This window comes from Singulisphaera acidiphila DSM 18658 (assembly GCF_000242455.2).
In the GTDB taxonomy this organism is placed as follows: Bacteria; Planctomycetota; Planctomycetia; order Isosphaerales; family Isosphaeraceae; genus Singulisphaera; species Singulisphaera acidiphila.
Window position 1 is genome coordinate 5,392,226 of sequence record NC_019892.1, and the last position, 14,281, is coordinate 5,406,506.

The 14,281-nt window shown below is 63.3% G+C and carries 11 protein-coding genes; 4 read left to right on the forward strand and 7 right to left on the reverse strand.

From position 1 onward, the window contains the following. Positions 1 to 25: 25 nt before the first annotated feature. Together SINAC_RS21295 and SINAC_RS38125 are read right to left on the reverse strand one after the other, a co-directional pair. On the reverse strand, positions 26 to 1,357 hold the full coding sequence (locus tag SINAC_RS21295) for a DUF1800 domain-containing protein (protein ID WP_015247667.1): 1,332 nt from the start codon (positions 1,355 to 1,357) through the stop codon (positions 26 to 28). A gap of 38 nt (positions 1,358 to 1,395) precedes the next feature. Continuing rightward, on the reverse strand, positions 1,396 to 4,410 hold the full coding sequence (locus tag SINAC_RS38125) for a sigma-70 family RNA polymerase sigma factor (protein WP_015247668.1): 3,015 nt from the start codon (positions 4,408 to 4,410) through the stop codon (positions 1,396 to 1,398). Positions 4,411 to 4,752: 342 nt separating this feature from the next. On the opposite strand from SINAC_RS38125, the gene SINAC_RS21305 reads away from it, so the two are divergent. After that, on the forward strand, positions 4,753 to 4,932 hold the full coding sequence (locus tag SINAC_RS21305; protein WP_020467757.1) for a hypothetical protein: 180 nt from the start codon (positions 4,753 to 4,755) through the stop codon (positions 4,930 to 4,932). Positions 4,933 to 5,075: 143 nt separating this feature from the next. Here the strand turns inward: SINAC_RS21305 and SINAC_RS21310 are convergent, their stop codons facing one another. The 3 genes from SINAC_RS21310 to SINAC_RS21320 all read right to left on the reverse strand — a co-directional run bounded on the left by SINAC_RS21310 (position 5,076) and on the right by SINAC_RS21320 (position 9,647). Then, positions 5,076 to 6,659, reverse strand: a complete 1,584-nt coding sequence (locus tag SINAC_RS21310) for a serine hydrolase domain-containing protein (protein WP_015247670.1) — start codon at positions 6,657 to 6,659, stop codon at positions 5,076 to 5,078. A 511-nt stretch (positions 6,660 to 7,170) separates the two neighbouring features. After that, positions 7,171 to 9,243, reverse strand: coding sequence for a M56 family metallopeptidase (locus SINAC_RS21315; RefSeq protein ID WP_015247671.1), 2,073 nt, complete (start codon positions 9,241 to 9,243; stop codon positions 7,171 to 7,173). Between the two features lie 5 nt (positions 9,244 to 9,248). Then, positions 9,249 to 9,647: a BlaI/MecI/CopY family transcriptional regulator gene (locus tag SINAC_RS21320; protein WP_015247672.1), complete on the reverse strand. Its 399-nt coding sequence runs from the start codon at positions 9,645 to 9,647 to the stop codon at positions 9,249 to 9,251. A gap of 268 nt (positions 9,648 to 9,915) precedes the next feature. Between SINAC_RS21320 and SINAC_RS21325 the strand changes: the two genes are divergently transcribed. The 3 genes from SINAC_RS21325 to SINAC_RS21335 all read left to right on the forward strand — a co-directional run bounded on the left by SINAC_RS21325 (position 9,916) and on the right by SINAC_RS21335 (position 12,677). After that, positions 9,916 to 10,725, forward strand: a complete 810-nt coding sequence (locus SINAC_RS21325) for a hypothetical protein (protein ID WP_015247673.1) — start codon at positions 9,916 to 9,918, stop codon at positions 10,723 to 10,725. A gap of 281 nt (positions 10,726 to 11,006) precedes the next feature. Further along, positions 11,007 to 11,195 carry a hypothetical protein gene (locus tag SINAC_RS21330; RefSeq protein WP_015247674.1) on the forward strand — a complete coding sequence of 63 codons (189 nt, stop codon included), beginning with the start codon at positions 11,007 to 11,009 and terminating at the stop codon, positions 11,193 to 11,195. Positions 11,196 to 11,828: 633 nt separating this feature from the next. Continuing rightward, positions 11,829 to 12,677, forward strand: a complete 849-nt coding sequence (locus SINAC_RS21335; RefSeq protein WP_015247675.1) for a hypothetical protein — start codon at positions 11,829 to 11,831, stop codon at positions 12,675 to 12,677. Here SINAC_RS21335 and SINAC_RS40085 read toward each other — a convergent pair. Both SINAC_RS40085 and SINAC_RS21345 read right to left on the reverse strand, forming a co-directional pair. After that, a complete protein-coding gene (locus tag SINAC_RS40085) occupies positions 12,665 to 12,889 on the reverse strand; it encodes a hypothetical protein (protein ID WP_154673582.1) in 225 nt (74 codons plus the stop codon). The two genes, SINAC_RS21335 and SINAC_RS40085, sit on opposite strands and share 13 nt — an antisense overlap. A gap of 585 nt (positions 12,890 to 13,474) precedes the next feature. Beyond that, on the reverse strand, positions 13,475 to 13,990 hold the full coding sequence (locus SINAC_RS21345; protein ID WP_015247676.1) for a hypothetical protein: 516 nt from the start codon (positions 13,988 to 13,990) through the stop codon (positions 13,475 to 13,477). Positions 13,991 to 14,281 lie beyond the last annotated feature (291 nt).

Genomic DNA, 14,281 nt, shown 5'->3' on the forward strand with positions numbered 1-14,281 from the left:
GGTTTCAACCCCTTGAGAAAACAGGTCAAATCCTCTGCGCCTCGGGTGAAGCCAGTAGTCGGACGAGGGCCTGCCGGGCGGGGCCCAACGCATCGAGTGGCACTTCGGGACCCTCGGCGCCGAGCAGGAGTCGCGAGAAGAACGACGGGTTTCGCCCCTGGCCATGGCGGGCGGCCAGCGCGATCGGGTCGAACGAGGTGCCGAGGCCGACCGGATCAATGCCGATCAAGGCCGCAGCGAAGTTCGCCCGCCCGAGGGCCGATCGGGTCGTGATCCAGCTCCGCCCGCCGGGCCACCCGCCGACATTGGGCGGATAGAACAAGGACTGGCCCAGCCGGCCGCACCAGTCGGCCAGCATCGGCGGACTTGGCGCCGGGTCGAGCATTTCGAGGGCACGCACCGCGCCCAGGAGGCAATCGATCGGGCTGGCGATCCGCCGGCCCAGGTTGGGGGCGTCGAAGAAGAGACGCGACCGGAGCACCGTCGCGACGCCCCAGCCGATGTCCAGGTCATGCGCCCTCAGTCCCTCGCCCAGCGCTTCGAGCGCTGGCCCGTCGACCGCGCCTTCGCCGAAGAACTCGTGGCCGAGCCGCCAGGCCAGGCGGCGGGACGTGGCGGGATGGTCGAGGAGCAACGCGGCCAGGCCGTCGGCGTCCAGCGTGCCGGTGCGGCCGAGGATCGTCTTGGCCCCCGGGTCGTACCGCCCTGGAATCAACCGCGCCTCGTCCTCCACGATCCGCCAGCCGGTCAGGGCGCGGGCGGCCTGCTTGACGTCGTCCTCGGTATAAGGGCCGATGCCGAGGGTGAACAGCTCGAGCAACTCGCGGGCCAGGTTTTCGTTGGGGTGCCCCTGGGTATTCTCCGGGGCGTCGAGCCAGACGAGCAGCGCCGGGTCGCGGAGCATCGCGTGCAGGAGCCGGCCGAACGGGGCGCGGCCGAGCGAGCGCAGGGTCTCGTTCTGCCGCCACATCAGGGCCAGGTCGTCGACCTTGAGGTTGCTCGTGGCGAAGTGGTTGTGCCACATCAGCGTCAGACGCTCGGTCAGCGGGTCCGGACCGAAGAGCATGCGGTAGACCCACCAGCCCTTGAGCCGATTCGGCTCGGGGGCGGCCATGGCCCGTTCGGCCAGGCGGTCGGCGAACGCGGCGAAGTTCTCGGGGACGCCGTAGGAGCGGGACTTGCCCTCCAGCAGTCGGTCGATCGACGCTTCGGGGCCGTCGCCCAGGTCGCGTTGAATCTCGTCCCAGGTGGCGGCGAAGCCGGCGCGGCGGTGGAGGTGGACCACCCGCCGCAGATTCCAGGGCGTGGCTTCGTCGGGGACATAGGACGCCCAAGGGTCGCCCGATCTCAGTCGCATGGTATGGGCTCGCACCTGGCCTGCTCGCTCTCGAGCGGTCATTGTTGAGGGATTTTCTTGGCCTTCACGTCGCCCAGGTCACGGACCTCGCCCGGTTTGAGGGCGGGCTTCCGGAGGGCATTGCCGCCATCGAGCAGGCCCCTCGCACCCTTCGGGGCAATGATCATCACCTCGGTCTCAACGCCCGGCACGAACGCGTCGACCAGGAAGTGACCCTGGGCGTCGACGGTGACCGGCTCACCGAAGGAACATGCGAAGCCCGGGGGGCGGTCCGGGTCGAACATCGTGACATCGAGCCTGGCCCCCGCCCACGGAAGGCCGTCGTCGTCGAGGAGCCGCCCTTTGATCGCGCCCGAGGGGACGAGCTTGACCTCCAGCGGCGTGTTGGATTTCAGGTCTTCCTCCTCGAGCACGGCCGCACCGACGAGCCTGCGGGCCCCATGCGTGAAGACCAAGAGCCGAGGATGGCCAGACTCCAGGCCCCCGACCTCGAAGGTCTCGGCGTCAAGCGGCTGGGAACGCCCCGTCCCCGACCAGTCGCGGGCGCTGAGGCCGTAAGCCCGGGCGCCGACGACGGGCCGCCCGTCCGGGTCGGTGAGCCGGCCCGCGCGGCTCAGGCCACGGGTCAGTTCGAGGTCCACGGCGACCGGTCCCGAGTCGGCCGGGATGTCGATGAATCGATAAGTGTGGTATCCAACAGTCTTGAATTTATAGAATTTCTCGTCGCTTTCCTGCTTTCGATCCGCCGCCTTCAGGCTGGCGCCGACGTAGGGGTCATCCTTCCCCTCGGCGGCAGCGGCCCCTGCGATCATCCCTCGGCCAGGCGGGACGGTGAGCCCGAACGCCCCGTCGGCCAGCCGAGAGAACGCCAGCGCGGATCCGGTGGCGAGGTTGTCCGGCGCCTTGTTGTACTCGACGTCCGCAGGCGGGATCACCCGGCCCGTCGCCTTGTCGACCAGCCGCCCGGTCACGATCACTCCCGGAGATACCTCCACGGACGCCTCGATCGGCTTGAGCCCCTCGGTGTCATCGATAATCTCCGCGTGGCGAAAGAACGGGTCGATTCCCGGTCTCGGGTCGAGTTTGATTTGGTAGTAATCCCCCTTCGGTACTCCGTCGAGGCGGAATCGGCCCTCGGCGTCGGTCCGGGCGGTGACTGCGGTATGCGTCCCCGGGTCGGCGCCTCGGACGATGGCCCCTTCGACCGGCTTGCCGGACCCCTTCAGGCGGACGACGCCTACGATTGGCTTGGTCGGGCCGGCGATGTAGTCGAAGGTCGCGCCGACGAGCTGCGTCCCCTGCGGGTAGTAGCCAAGGAACGTGGCATCGCGGCCCTCCAGCCCCACCTCCTTGCGCAGGTTGGGCCGTGGCCGGGCCTTGGGTGATGCCTTCGCAGGGCGGGCGATCACGTCGAGTGTGCCGTCCGCCACGCCGCCGCCGTGGAACTCCAGCCGGGCGATGCGGTCGCGCCCGACCCCCCGGACCTCGAACCGACCGTCGCCGTCGGTGGTCCAGGTGTTCCGGTCCCCCGGCCAAAGTGGCGAGGGATCCGCTTGCCAGGCCGGGGTCGTCGCTCCGAGCGGATTTCCGTAGTAACGCGATCGATTGTCTATGTTTTCGTCCATTGCGCCCGAGGCCAGCATGGCATCGAGGTCGACCCCCTCCTGGACCTCACAGATTGCTCGGATCCGCACGACCACCCCGGCAACGGGCCGGCCTTGCGAATCCAGGACGCGACCGAGGACGGGCACGTCGTCCCGGACCAGCCGGAGTGCCATCTCGCCCTGCTTGGCCGTGTCTCCGGCCTCGATCCAGGCCGGCGCGAATCCAGGCGCGGTGACCGCGATCTGGGCCTTGTGCCAGCCGATCTCGCCGCTGTTGTACGAGCCATCGCTCGCCCCCTTGTCCAACTCGAAATGGAACCGGCCTTCTGCGTCCGTCGCCGCCACACGCCCCTTCTGCCGCGCGGCCATCGGGTCGATCTCGTTCCAGCGGATTTCGGCATAGTGGCGCACGTAGACCTTGGCGTCGGGGACCGGCTTGCCGTCGGGGTCGAGGACTTGACCCCGGACGGGGTGCATACCGGCCGAGGCGGCGAGGTCCGATCCGGGGGGCGGTACGGCGCTCTCGGCCGCCTTTGGCGCGGCGGGGGCAGGGGCAGGGGCCTTGGCTGCCCCTTGGTTCGTGACCTCCGGCTCGGGCGGGAGCAACGCGGCCGAGGCTCCCCAGGCCAGGAGGCAGGAGGTGGCGAGGACGGCCGAGGCCAGGGTCAATTTCTGGAGCAGCATGGTCCGTGATACCTCTCGGGTCAGTGCCATGGCGGCTGCCGAGACGGTCCCGGCCGCCGCGGCGGGTTCGAAGGCGGCCAGCGCTGCCCGCACGGTCGCACTCCTCCAGGCGGTGGGCACGGTTATCCGGGCCTCGCGGAGGCAGAGCGCTGCGAGCATCGCCTGGTCCTGTCCCAGGCCGCGACCGGCCAATCGCGCCCTCAGCCGCTCGCGCCCTTCGCTCAGCCGGCGCCGGAGGGTACGCTCGCTCAGGCGTAATTCCGCGGAGGCCTGGTCCTGCGGTGTGCCCTGGAGGTCGCAGAGGACCACCGCGAGGCGGGATTTCTTGGGCAGTCGGGCGATCTCTTCGTGGAGGATGCTCAGGAGCTCGTCCCGGGTCGACCCCCCTGGTTCCGAGGTCATCTGCGCCATCTGTGCGGCCCGCCTTTCGTAAGCCCGTCGCCGGGCGGCGGCGACATTCGCCCGGATCGCCACGCGGCGGGCCGTGAGATAGAGCCAACCCCCCAGGGCGACGGGGCCACGGAATGTCCCGGCTTTCCTGACCAGGATGAGGAAGGTGGCCTGAAACGCGTCCTCCGCGTCGTTCGGGTCGTTCAGGAGGCCGCGGCAGACGCCCAGGACCATCGGCCCGTGGCGGGCCACCAACGCGTCGAATGCCATGGCGTCACGGCCGGAGGCGAAGCGGCCGAGCAACTCCGCGTCGGAGAGCCCCGTGAGGGTCCCCTCCGCGAAGAGTCGGTCTATCTGTTGCGGTACGCTTGGCATTACGATGGCGATCTCGTGTCTATGGCCCGATGTCACCCCTCAATCCTCTTATTAAAGACCGGCGGGGGGACCGACAGGCCAATTTTCTTCGCGTCGTGAGAGAGATTGGACCACTGACGAGTAAGTGTCTGTCTCGGCAGGTCAGGCTTCACCGGGAAAAGGAAGGACGCTGGGGTGCCACGGGTTCCGTACTCGGACCCCGTGCGCCCCGGCCAAGGAATTCCCGCACGGGGTCCGAGTACGGAACCCGTGGCACCCGAAAGGTTATCGAAAAACACCGATAGGATTCGCCTTCTGGGACAGACTTTAAGGTCCGGAGGCCGCCCAGACCGATTTCGGGGGATGGCTACCCGCCTGCCAACCTCGGACGAGATCAATGTCTTCGACCCGATCCTCCGCGAGGGCATTCTCAAGATGCTCGAAAACTTCGAGCGCTACGGTTTCGGCGGCGAGGTCTATGGGGATGCCTACGGCGACGTAGCCGGGAGATACCGCGTCCTTCTGTCACGCCTTGACGGCTGATTGAGCTTGTGGAAAGCAACGACGGCTCTCGTGTCGAGCCCTGGATTTTAAGACGGGTCCTCCCGCAGGTCGAATGTGCTCGCTCGCTTTCGTGCGGAGATTCGACCGCGCTGGAGGTGGTTCACTCCTCGCAGCCGGAAAGGTTAGGGTTTGAGTGCCTGCACAAGCCGTTCCTGAGATTCGACCTTTTCGCCCTTTGTCTGCGCATCTCGTACGACCCTCCACAAATACTTCCGACCTTCTTCCGTCTTCCCGCTTCGAAGGAGTTCGGCACCGAGTTTGACGCACGCATCACGCGTAGCCCCTCCTTCGTAGCCCATGTGATCGGCGATCTGGCGAAGAAATACGTCGCGCTTCGCCGGTTTACCGGTCTTTCCGTAGTAATTCGCAATCGCCAGACTGATATCCGGATGGAAATCCCCGGACCCACGATAGGCTGCGACCAGGCTGTCCATCTCCTCCGAGAACGCAGGATTGGATAGGTCAGAAAGAATAGAGATCATCACCCGATCGTTCTTACGGAATCGGGCCGGTTCCGTCGAACGCAGCTTTCCAAGAAGGCGTTTCGCCTCGCCCGGATTGCGCCCCAATGCACCTTCCGTGTAGTGAGTCAGGAACATTCGTGAATAGTCCCTGTCCGCGTCAGAAAGCACTCCCGGCAACTCGCTGTCGAGAAATGCCACGGCGAATGACGACGTCAGCACATTGGCCCCCCAACCGAGTAGAAAGGGCGCACAAGCCGCTCCCGTATTCGAGAGAAAAATGAAGGACGTCTTTTTCTCAGGCAGTCGGACGAGCAGAGCCGAATAGGGATCGTCAAAGCCGTAATGCCAATGCACCGCATGTCCGCCCACCTTCTGCGTGCTCCATCCCAGGCCGTACTGGCTGAGACGCCCGTCGTTCAGGATATAGGGCGTGGTGATATGCGCGTAGCTTTCGGAAGTAATCAGACGATTCTCATCCAGTGCGATCATGTACTTCGCAAGGTCGTCAACCGTGCTGAGCAGTCCCGTACCAGGATATAAGTTCGTCGCGCCGGACACTCCGGCATCCTTTTTCAGAGTCTTACGCCCCCCATCCAGGGCGTAGGAGGTCACAATTCTCGGAATGCGCAGATCCTTCGCGTCAGGAGGATGTCCGGGCAAAGTCGACGTCAAGCCGAGCGGTTCTTTGATGCGTTTATTGAACTCATTCACATGCGATTTGTAGTTGTTGGTGTTCCCGCTGATTTTCTCAAAGACACCGTACACGAAGTTGTAGCGGCCTCCGTTGTACACGAAGTTATCGCCGGGCTTGCCCTCGGAGGTGTGGCTGAGAACGTGCTTGAGCGTCACGTTGGGATCGAACAGTCGATCCGCGGTAAACCCCACGGACAGGAAGGGATAATCCAGCAGATAGTCATCCAGCGAGATCTTCTTCTCCTGGACGTACTGCATCATCATCACCGCAGTGAACGTCTTCGTAAGGGACGCAACATAGAAGATGTGGTCCTGTCGCATGGGCGTCCGGCTCTCCAGGTCGGCGAAGCCGTCGGCCTGGACGAGGGACAGTTTCCCCTCTCGGACGACACCCGCCACAAAACCTGGAAGGCCAAGCAGGCCGGCGTTTAGCCGAATGTTCGATCGCAGCGAATCATCGGCCGATGGTTCGGCGCCGAGCACGGGCCGGCTTGCGAAAAGGGGAGCAGTTGCGGCGATTTGGACGAAGCGACGGCGGGCCATAGGCATGGGAGTTTCTCCTCGAAGATCTTGTCATGACTGCTCGAATGGATCCAAGACGTGAGTCACATCGGGAACGAGCCTCGCTCGTCCGGCGATTCGACCCAACGGAGGTTGCCGATCGGACGCTCGGCCTCGTCCTTTGGTCATCGGCAACGGCGCCATCAGCCGGAACGAGCACCACGCGTGTCGCGGGGATGAGGTGGGTCACCACAACGCAGTGGCCGCATCGACATTTTCTTCTCATCCTTTCGGAAAGGGAGGCGCACGGAGAGCGCGTCCCCCACCTTTGGGGACTTAAAGTCTGTCCCAGAAGGCAAATCCTATCGGTGTTTTTCGATAATCTTTCGGGTGCCACGGGTTCCGTACTCGGACCCCGTGCGGGAATTCCTTGGCCGGGGCGCACGGGGTCCGAGTACGGAACCCGTGGCACCCCAGCGTCCTTCCTTTTCCGGTGAAGCCTGACCTTCCGAGACAGACACTTTACCGTCTTGGGTCTTGAGGTCGCTCGGGAGTCGGCCTACGGGCCGGCTTCGATGACGGTGTCTCCGGTGTCCGAGGTGACGGTGATCGACGGCCCTCCCGTCCCGCGAGAGAGCATTTCGGACCTTCGGTCGCCGCTCAGGGCCGACAAACGCGATGCGCCGCCGCCGACCAGTTCGAGCGGCCGGGTTCCGGAATAGTGCAGCCTGAAGCCGGACTCGGGCGGCAGAACGACCCGGCAGTGGCCGGAGCCTGTGGAGAGGGCCACGTGGCCTTGGGTGACCCGCGAGAGTTCGATGCCGCCGCTGCCCGTCTGTACGACCGCGTCGGCGTCCAGTCTCGAGATGAGGACGTCGCCGAATTTCGTTGCGGCGTCGATCGGGGCCCGTACGTCGCCGAGCTTGATGGCTCCGTGCCGCGTCGATAGCTTGAGCGGGGAATCGACCGACTTGCCGCCGATCGGCCCCACCGCGTTGTCAACCGCGACATGCACCCCGGGCGGCAGTGAGATGCGGAGGTCGAACTCCACGGACGGCGTTGAATCGCCTCTGCGGTTCGCGATCCGAACCTCGTGGCCGAGGTAATGCACCGTGTCGGAGTCGGCCTTCGCTTCCCCCGAGACGGGATACCAGATCGTCGGGTAGTCCTCCGCCGGAAAGGACAGACCCCATTGCGACCCTCCGTCCTTGGCCGGCACCTCGACCCAGCCGATTTCGTCAATCAGGCGTCTTACGTCTCCCTCCGCCAGCCCACCGACTCGCACGGTTGCCTCGACCTCGACCGTCGGCCTCTTGCCAGGCACGAGCTCAACACGTCCGGCGAGGTTCTCAAAGCGGAGCATCTTCTCCCCAGTCACCGGGAAGGCCCGGGTGATGCTTCTTGTCATTTCGTGTGCGACGAGGCTGGCTTTCGCGCGTGGCGGTGAGTCGCCATCGGCCACCGTCACGAATCGATCGTTGGGCGGTGACGCGGTCAATTGCGGCAGGGCAATGAAGCCGCACATCGCCAGCGAGCAGATCGCAGTCGCCGAACGCGCGACGTTCGAAATCCTGGTGTCAGTCGGGCGTCGCTCGTCGAGGATCCCTCGGACTCGATCTTCGAGCGACCAGCGACCTGGCCACATCGAAGTGGCGCCGCGTAGAGACGCACCGGGCCGGCCGACGGCAAGGTGTAGCAAGGCCTCGCAGTAGGAAGCGCGGTCGACGAGGGAGATTGCGTAGTTGTCACAGAGCTCTTCCCGGACACGATTCAGCATGCGGTTCAAACGATGCACGAGCGGGTGGAACCAGAGGAGGCTTGCGAGAAGCTCCTGGAAGATCACCACGTGATGGTCGCGTCGCGCGAGGTGCGCGGACTCGTGGCCGAGAACCGCCAACGTTTCTCCGAGGAGCAGATTCCCGGCCCATCCCGTCGGCAGGAGTACATAGTTACCAATGATACCCGCTGCGACGGGGGAGGAGACTTCCGCGCTCTCCAACAATCGCGGCGGTTGCCGCATCGGAATTCGACCTTGGATCAGCTCGAGTACGGACAGGATGTGATCGCCGGTGACGGGATGCGCCCGCGCCACGATCCGGCGCAGGCGGACCAACGAGAGCCCGAGCCCGATCACCTTGACGATCGCCCCGGAGAGCAACGTCCAGAGAAGGCAGCTGGCCATCAATCGTCCATAGAGGGCATTCCACCGACTCCATGCGCGAGGCCCGAGGGACGGCTTGTCCGATTGCGCGGACGCACCGTGCCCAGGATCCAGCCGAGCCTCGTCTCTTCTCGTGCGAACGATCGCGGGGGCCGGCTGGTTCCGTCTCGCCGGTCGGTATTGCGGTTCGTTCGGCGGTTGCGGACTGACCAGGGCGATTTCGGCAGGGCCGTCGATCCCGGCCCGGCTGAGCCAACCCAACTGCCAGCGGGGCACGGGCAGGCCCCGCATGGCCAGTGTTGCCCCTGGTACGATGAATACGGCGGCGAGCCCAGCAACCAGGATCGCGTGCCGTAACGCCGCGTTCCACCGCGTCGTGTAGGCCAGCATGAGGCTGACCGCCAGGACGAAGCTGACCCGGATCAGGACGTCGATCGTGATCGCGAGACCCATTCCAGTCAACATCGGCATGGCGCCTAGCTCCTCTGGCCTGGCTTCCGATCTCTTGCTTGCTTAATCAGTGTCTCAATGCGGACCGCCTCCTCGGCGGTCAGTCCCCGATAATCCAGCAAGGCCGTCATGAGCCGTTCCGGCGACCCGCCGCAGACGGTATCGATCAGCTCGATCACCTTCTGGCCCGCCGTGGCCCCGCGCGGGACGGCCGCCGAATAGAAGAACGTCCGCCCCACCACGCGGTGCTTGAGCCACCCCTTGGCCTCCATCCTTTCGAGCATGGTGCGGACAGTCTCCCGCGCCAGCTCACGTCCGCTGGCCAGGAGCTCCCGGACCTCGACGGCGGCAACCTCGCCCTTGTCCCAGATGATCTCCATGATCTCGAGCTGGGAGGGCGACAAGGCCTCCTCGGGCAGATTCACGGTAACGCTCCAATGGCTACAGGATGTCGCCATCATGGCTACGCAATGCAACCAAGTCAATCCCCAAAGCGGGTCCAATTCCAGGGGCGCACTTCCGATTCTTGAGGAAGTCTAAAGGGCTGAGGCTGATTTCAATCACCACCGTGGTTCCCCTCGAACCCCAGAGAGGTCGTTGAAGTCGCTCCAAAAGGAACCGCAACGAAATCGACATATCCCTGTGAACCGGCCTTGGCCGTCCTGTGTCTCTCGTCTCAAAGGAGACAAGACAATGGATACCATGGATCTGCTCACGAAGTTTGCCCGGATCGGGGTCAGGGTCAAGGTCGCCGACCGGTCCACCCGACGGTTCCGGCCCCCGGCGCGCGTCCTCTCATTGGACGTGCAGGCCGATCGCGACGGCGAGTTCTTCGAGGTCGTCTCGCCCGGCGGCACTTCTTCCGAGGTCGCCGTCATCGACGTTCAGCCCGCCGACCGGCACCTGCTTTTACTGGTCCGGGAGGGAGGCGAGAAGCACAAGTTCCTCTGCGGCCACGACGAGCGGCACTGGTTCGTCGCCGCCGTGCCCGAGAATGCCCCGGTGGGCACGGTTCGCCAGGCGAAGGAGGCGCTCAAGCCCCCTGAGGTCCAGGTTGCCCAGGGTCGCCAGGGGCTCCGGGCCGAGGCCCGTAACCGTCGCAAGAACGCCGCCTACCGCCGTCAGGGCGAGTGGTTTTTCCTGCCCGTGCCCGGCTTCACCGTGGACGAGGCACTGGTGCTCCACAACGAGCCGCTCCGGCGGGGTAATGGCGGTAAGCCGCACTGGGTCGAGTCCTGCTACCGGACAGGAGGGGAGACGGTCCACGTCTGCTCCCGCCACCCGAACGGGGTCACTCCATCCCAGCACGAGAAGATCCTGGCCAACAACCCGAAGGCGAAGGGGTGGAACTGGCAGACCATGCGGCGGAATCCGGGCGTGTACGTCAGGGGCAGTGTCCGGCACGCCGACCACAAGACGATTGTCCTGCACGGTTGGCATCGGGTGTTGATGAACACGGAAGGCCAGTCCAGTGCCATGCGGAACGTGGCCTTCCTCGATTGAGGGTGTAATTGTGTGTTAAAGAACAGGCCGAGGCGGCTTATCGCTGCTTCGGTCTGTTCTGGTCGTCGTTACCAGTCTTTTGGTATTGGGCGGCGCCGGATTCGAACCAGCGATTTTCACCGTATGAGGGGGCTCAAGGATCCCGCCCGTTTTTTTTGAAACCTTGGCGTCAGCAAGGTTTTATGCGAATTGCCTGATCGTTGCAAACCCCATCAAACCGGCATGGCAATCGGAGCACTGATCCTGCTTAAAGGTCCATTCTTTTGGAGGGCAGGGGGCCCATGATTCCCCTTGATATCGGCCCACCTTTGAAGGAGAAGGGGATCGACTGTCTCAAGTATGCGTCGAAGGATGAGTCTGGCCATGTGATTGCCGAGTCGCTTGGGGGGCCTGGTGGGCAATCGTTCCTCTTCCCCATTTCCCGGTTGGCCAACGACAAGATGCAAGGCCTTGAACAATGCCTCAAGTAACATGGCGAAGAAGGAGATCGTCCAGATCAAAGTCGAACTGCTGCATGCAACGCCCGACAGATTGAGGATTTATAATATTAAATGATTATGAAATAATGAAATTGGTGGTTGGATCGATCGGATGTTTTGTGGAAATTGATCATGCTTAAATAAAGTGATAGCGGAATAGTTCGATGGGCTGTCAGGATCTCTCGGGTCGTGAGGCGAGTGGATGCACCGCCGCCTTTGGCTCCTTTGGGGTAGCGGTCGTAGAAGTGGCTGGCGTGAGCCCGCGTCAGCGGCCTTGAGGCTCTCCCGGCTGAGACTTAAGCTTCGGAGGGAGTCCCTGCGACACTACCTCTTCACCCACAACTCGTCTCCGGTACGTCGAGGACCGGCGCGGTTCCAATCGCCTGGAGACGAAGGGCGCGAACGGCTGGGGATGTTACGCGAGTTGCGTCCGGATTTAGTCCTTGTCAGGGAAGCACTTAGGGCAGATAAGCGGTCGAAGGACTGACGAGGTAGACATTGATTCCGCGATCGTGCATGCCGTGATCTGTGGACCGACTTGATCCTTCAGATCGTGTTTGCCATGATGGCTCTCCTCGCCGTTTTTTGGCAGCCGATCGTCGGTGATGCGTTCGGTTTTTCACGATGACGTTCTTTGCGAAAGTTTCCTTTTACGGAAAGGACGCGAGTTTACTTCCCCATCAAGCAACGTTAAACCCGAATGTATTGTTGTATGGTGAGGTGATTGGATTCGCAAGCTGGCTCATGGATAAAGATTGGCTATTGACCCTCATCAAGGTCACCAAGTCGGGGAGTGCCCAAACCGCTGATCAGACCAGCTTCGTCGGCGGTCGGCCGAAGCTCCCGCCCTCGTGCCCGCTGCCGACTTGCAAGCTCTGCGGTGAGATTCAATCCTTCTTCTTTCAGGTGGCCTTTCCCGAGATTCATCCGTGGGCAGGTCGTACGTTGGCTGTCTTCCAATGTACTTCCTGTTGGAAGAACAGCTATCATGTCCCTCTGATTTGCCGAGAAATCTTTCCAACGATGACTACGAATTCTCTCCTGCCTGGAGACGATATCCCGGACGATCTGCTTGACCTTGTCCAGATCAGGCACCGTTTCCTCGTCTTCCCGACGGCTGAAGGCGTTGTGCGTGGTGATTACCCGGAGCGTGTCCGATACCGTCCGATCTCCTTCGAGCTGGCATTCGCCAGGGAATCCACGACCAAGTCGAAAATCGGCGGTCAGCCCGGTTGGATCGGGGGAGACGACGAATTTCCGGGAAAGTATATGGGGCAACCGCTGATTTTCCTGATGCAATGGCGAGGGGAATTCCAGTTCAAGCTCACGGCAGACGCGCCTCCGCCATATGGCGAGTTGCCCGAATTCCAAGATACCCGGGAATACCTACTCTGCCTGGGTAATCAGGTCTATTTCTTTGGTAACGACACGGATGGAAAAAGCAATATTTACTTGTGTGATCAGCGTGTCTGAAACCCGAAGAGGTCACGGAAACGGTGCGCGGCGATCCGTCTTCTGAGAATCTGTTCTCGCTCGGCCTCGCGGCGCGGGGCGAAGGGCGGAGCGACCTGGCTGCCGGCTCCTTCGCTCAGGCCGTCGAGGCCGAGCCCGGCAATGCCGAGTACTATGGCCATCGCGCGGCGGCCGAGTTTGTCCTTGGGCGGTTTGCAAGGAACCGCTGGCACGCCTGGTCAATCGCGAGGAAGGGGCGCTCGGGGCGTTCTTCGAGGGCCGGTCCAAGAGCGTGGCGATTCTCGATGAAGAGGCATTGCTGGAGCCTTGCGCGTCCATCGACCTGAACCCGGTCGCAGCGGGCATCGTGGCGGCGCCGGAGGACCTCGATCAAGCAGTGGGTCGATCAGGTTGAGGAACAGAGGCGTGTCGAGACGCTCAAGGCCGCCGAATCGGGGCGCGCGGCCGCGCAGGCCGTATCCTCCGGTCGGGAGGAGTCGCTCTGGCTCTGTCCGCTCGCGGATCGCTGCGGTTTGGACTCGACGTGTGAGGGGATGGTCGAGGGCTTCACGCAGGGGAACTCTCTGTTACAGGTCGACTTCACGGGCCGGCTGTTCCGTGAAGGCAAGGGGTCGATCTCGGGCGATCGGTGAGGTCGCTATCGGATTGCAGCCGTCGCCGACGCCAGAGGTCTTGGAAGGCAGGATTGGCGGGCCGTGGCATCGTCTGACTCCAGAGGACGAACAAGGATGGTCCGTCTTCCAGGCGATCAGGCAGCACAAGAACGGTTATTCCGAGCGCTTACGCTGAGACCTTGATCAGTGGCGTGTGAGCGTGAAGTGACCGAAGTCGTCCGGGGCCCGTGACAGATAGCCGCCCACAACGCTCGTCCGGCTGTCGTCAAGGAGAGCGGCGTATTCGACGACTTGATTGCCCACAATGGCCTTGAACTTCATCATCCCACTCCCCGAAGGAATGGCATTGGTCGTCTGACCGCCCGAAGAGGGCGTTTCGGGCCTGAAATGGCCCGTGAAGTCCATCCTCACGAACTGACCGGTTCGCCAAACGCTGTACACTGGGTAATAGACCAGGGCCTCGGCCTTGAAATCGACGCCCTCGGGGAGCGGGTCGGGCAGGAGAGCGAGCAGCCTGCCTCTGAGTCCCAAGAAGCGATGCGTTTGCCAGTGGCCCTTCCAGTTAGAGTCTCGGAATCGGACGGGGACATGACTCCGATACCAGGCGAAATCGACGCCCATCACGGTCAAGTAGAGGGCAAGGACGATCGGTAAGATCCAGAGGGACCGCTTACTCCACCTGCGAAGTTTCTCCCTCATGGTGGACTTGGCTCCCGAATTGACGGCCTAAGATGTTAGCCGATGTCACCGATTTCCTGCGGACAATCCCGACCAATGGCCTGGCGGTCCCAGCATGTCTATTCTGCATCGCCGTTATTGTCAGGTTTAAACTCTCCCGTCGCAGCGATCATCAACGGACCCTTGCGGCGGCGATCCAGTGACGTAAGCGGGCGGCGATGAGCAACGGCCCGTCACCTGCTGAATAGGTGACGCCGTGTCTTTGACCGTCCCCTTCGATTGTAGCCTCTGCGAACCTCGGGGCTCACGAGT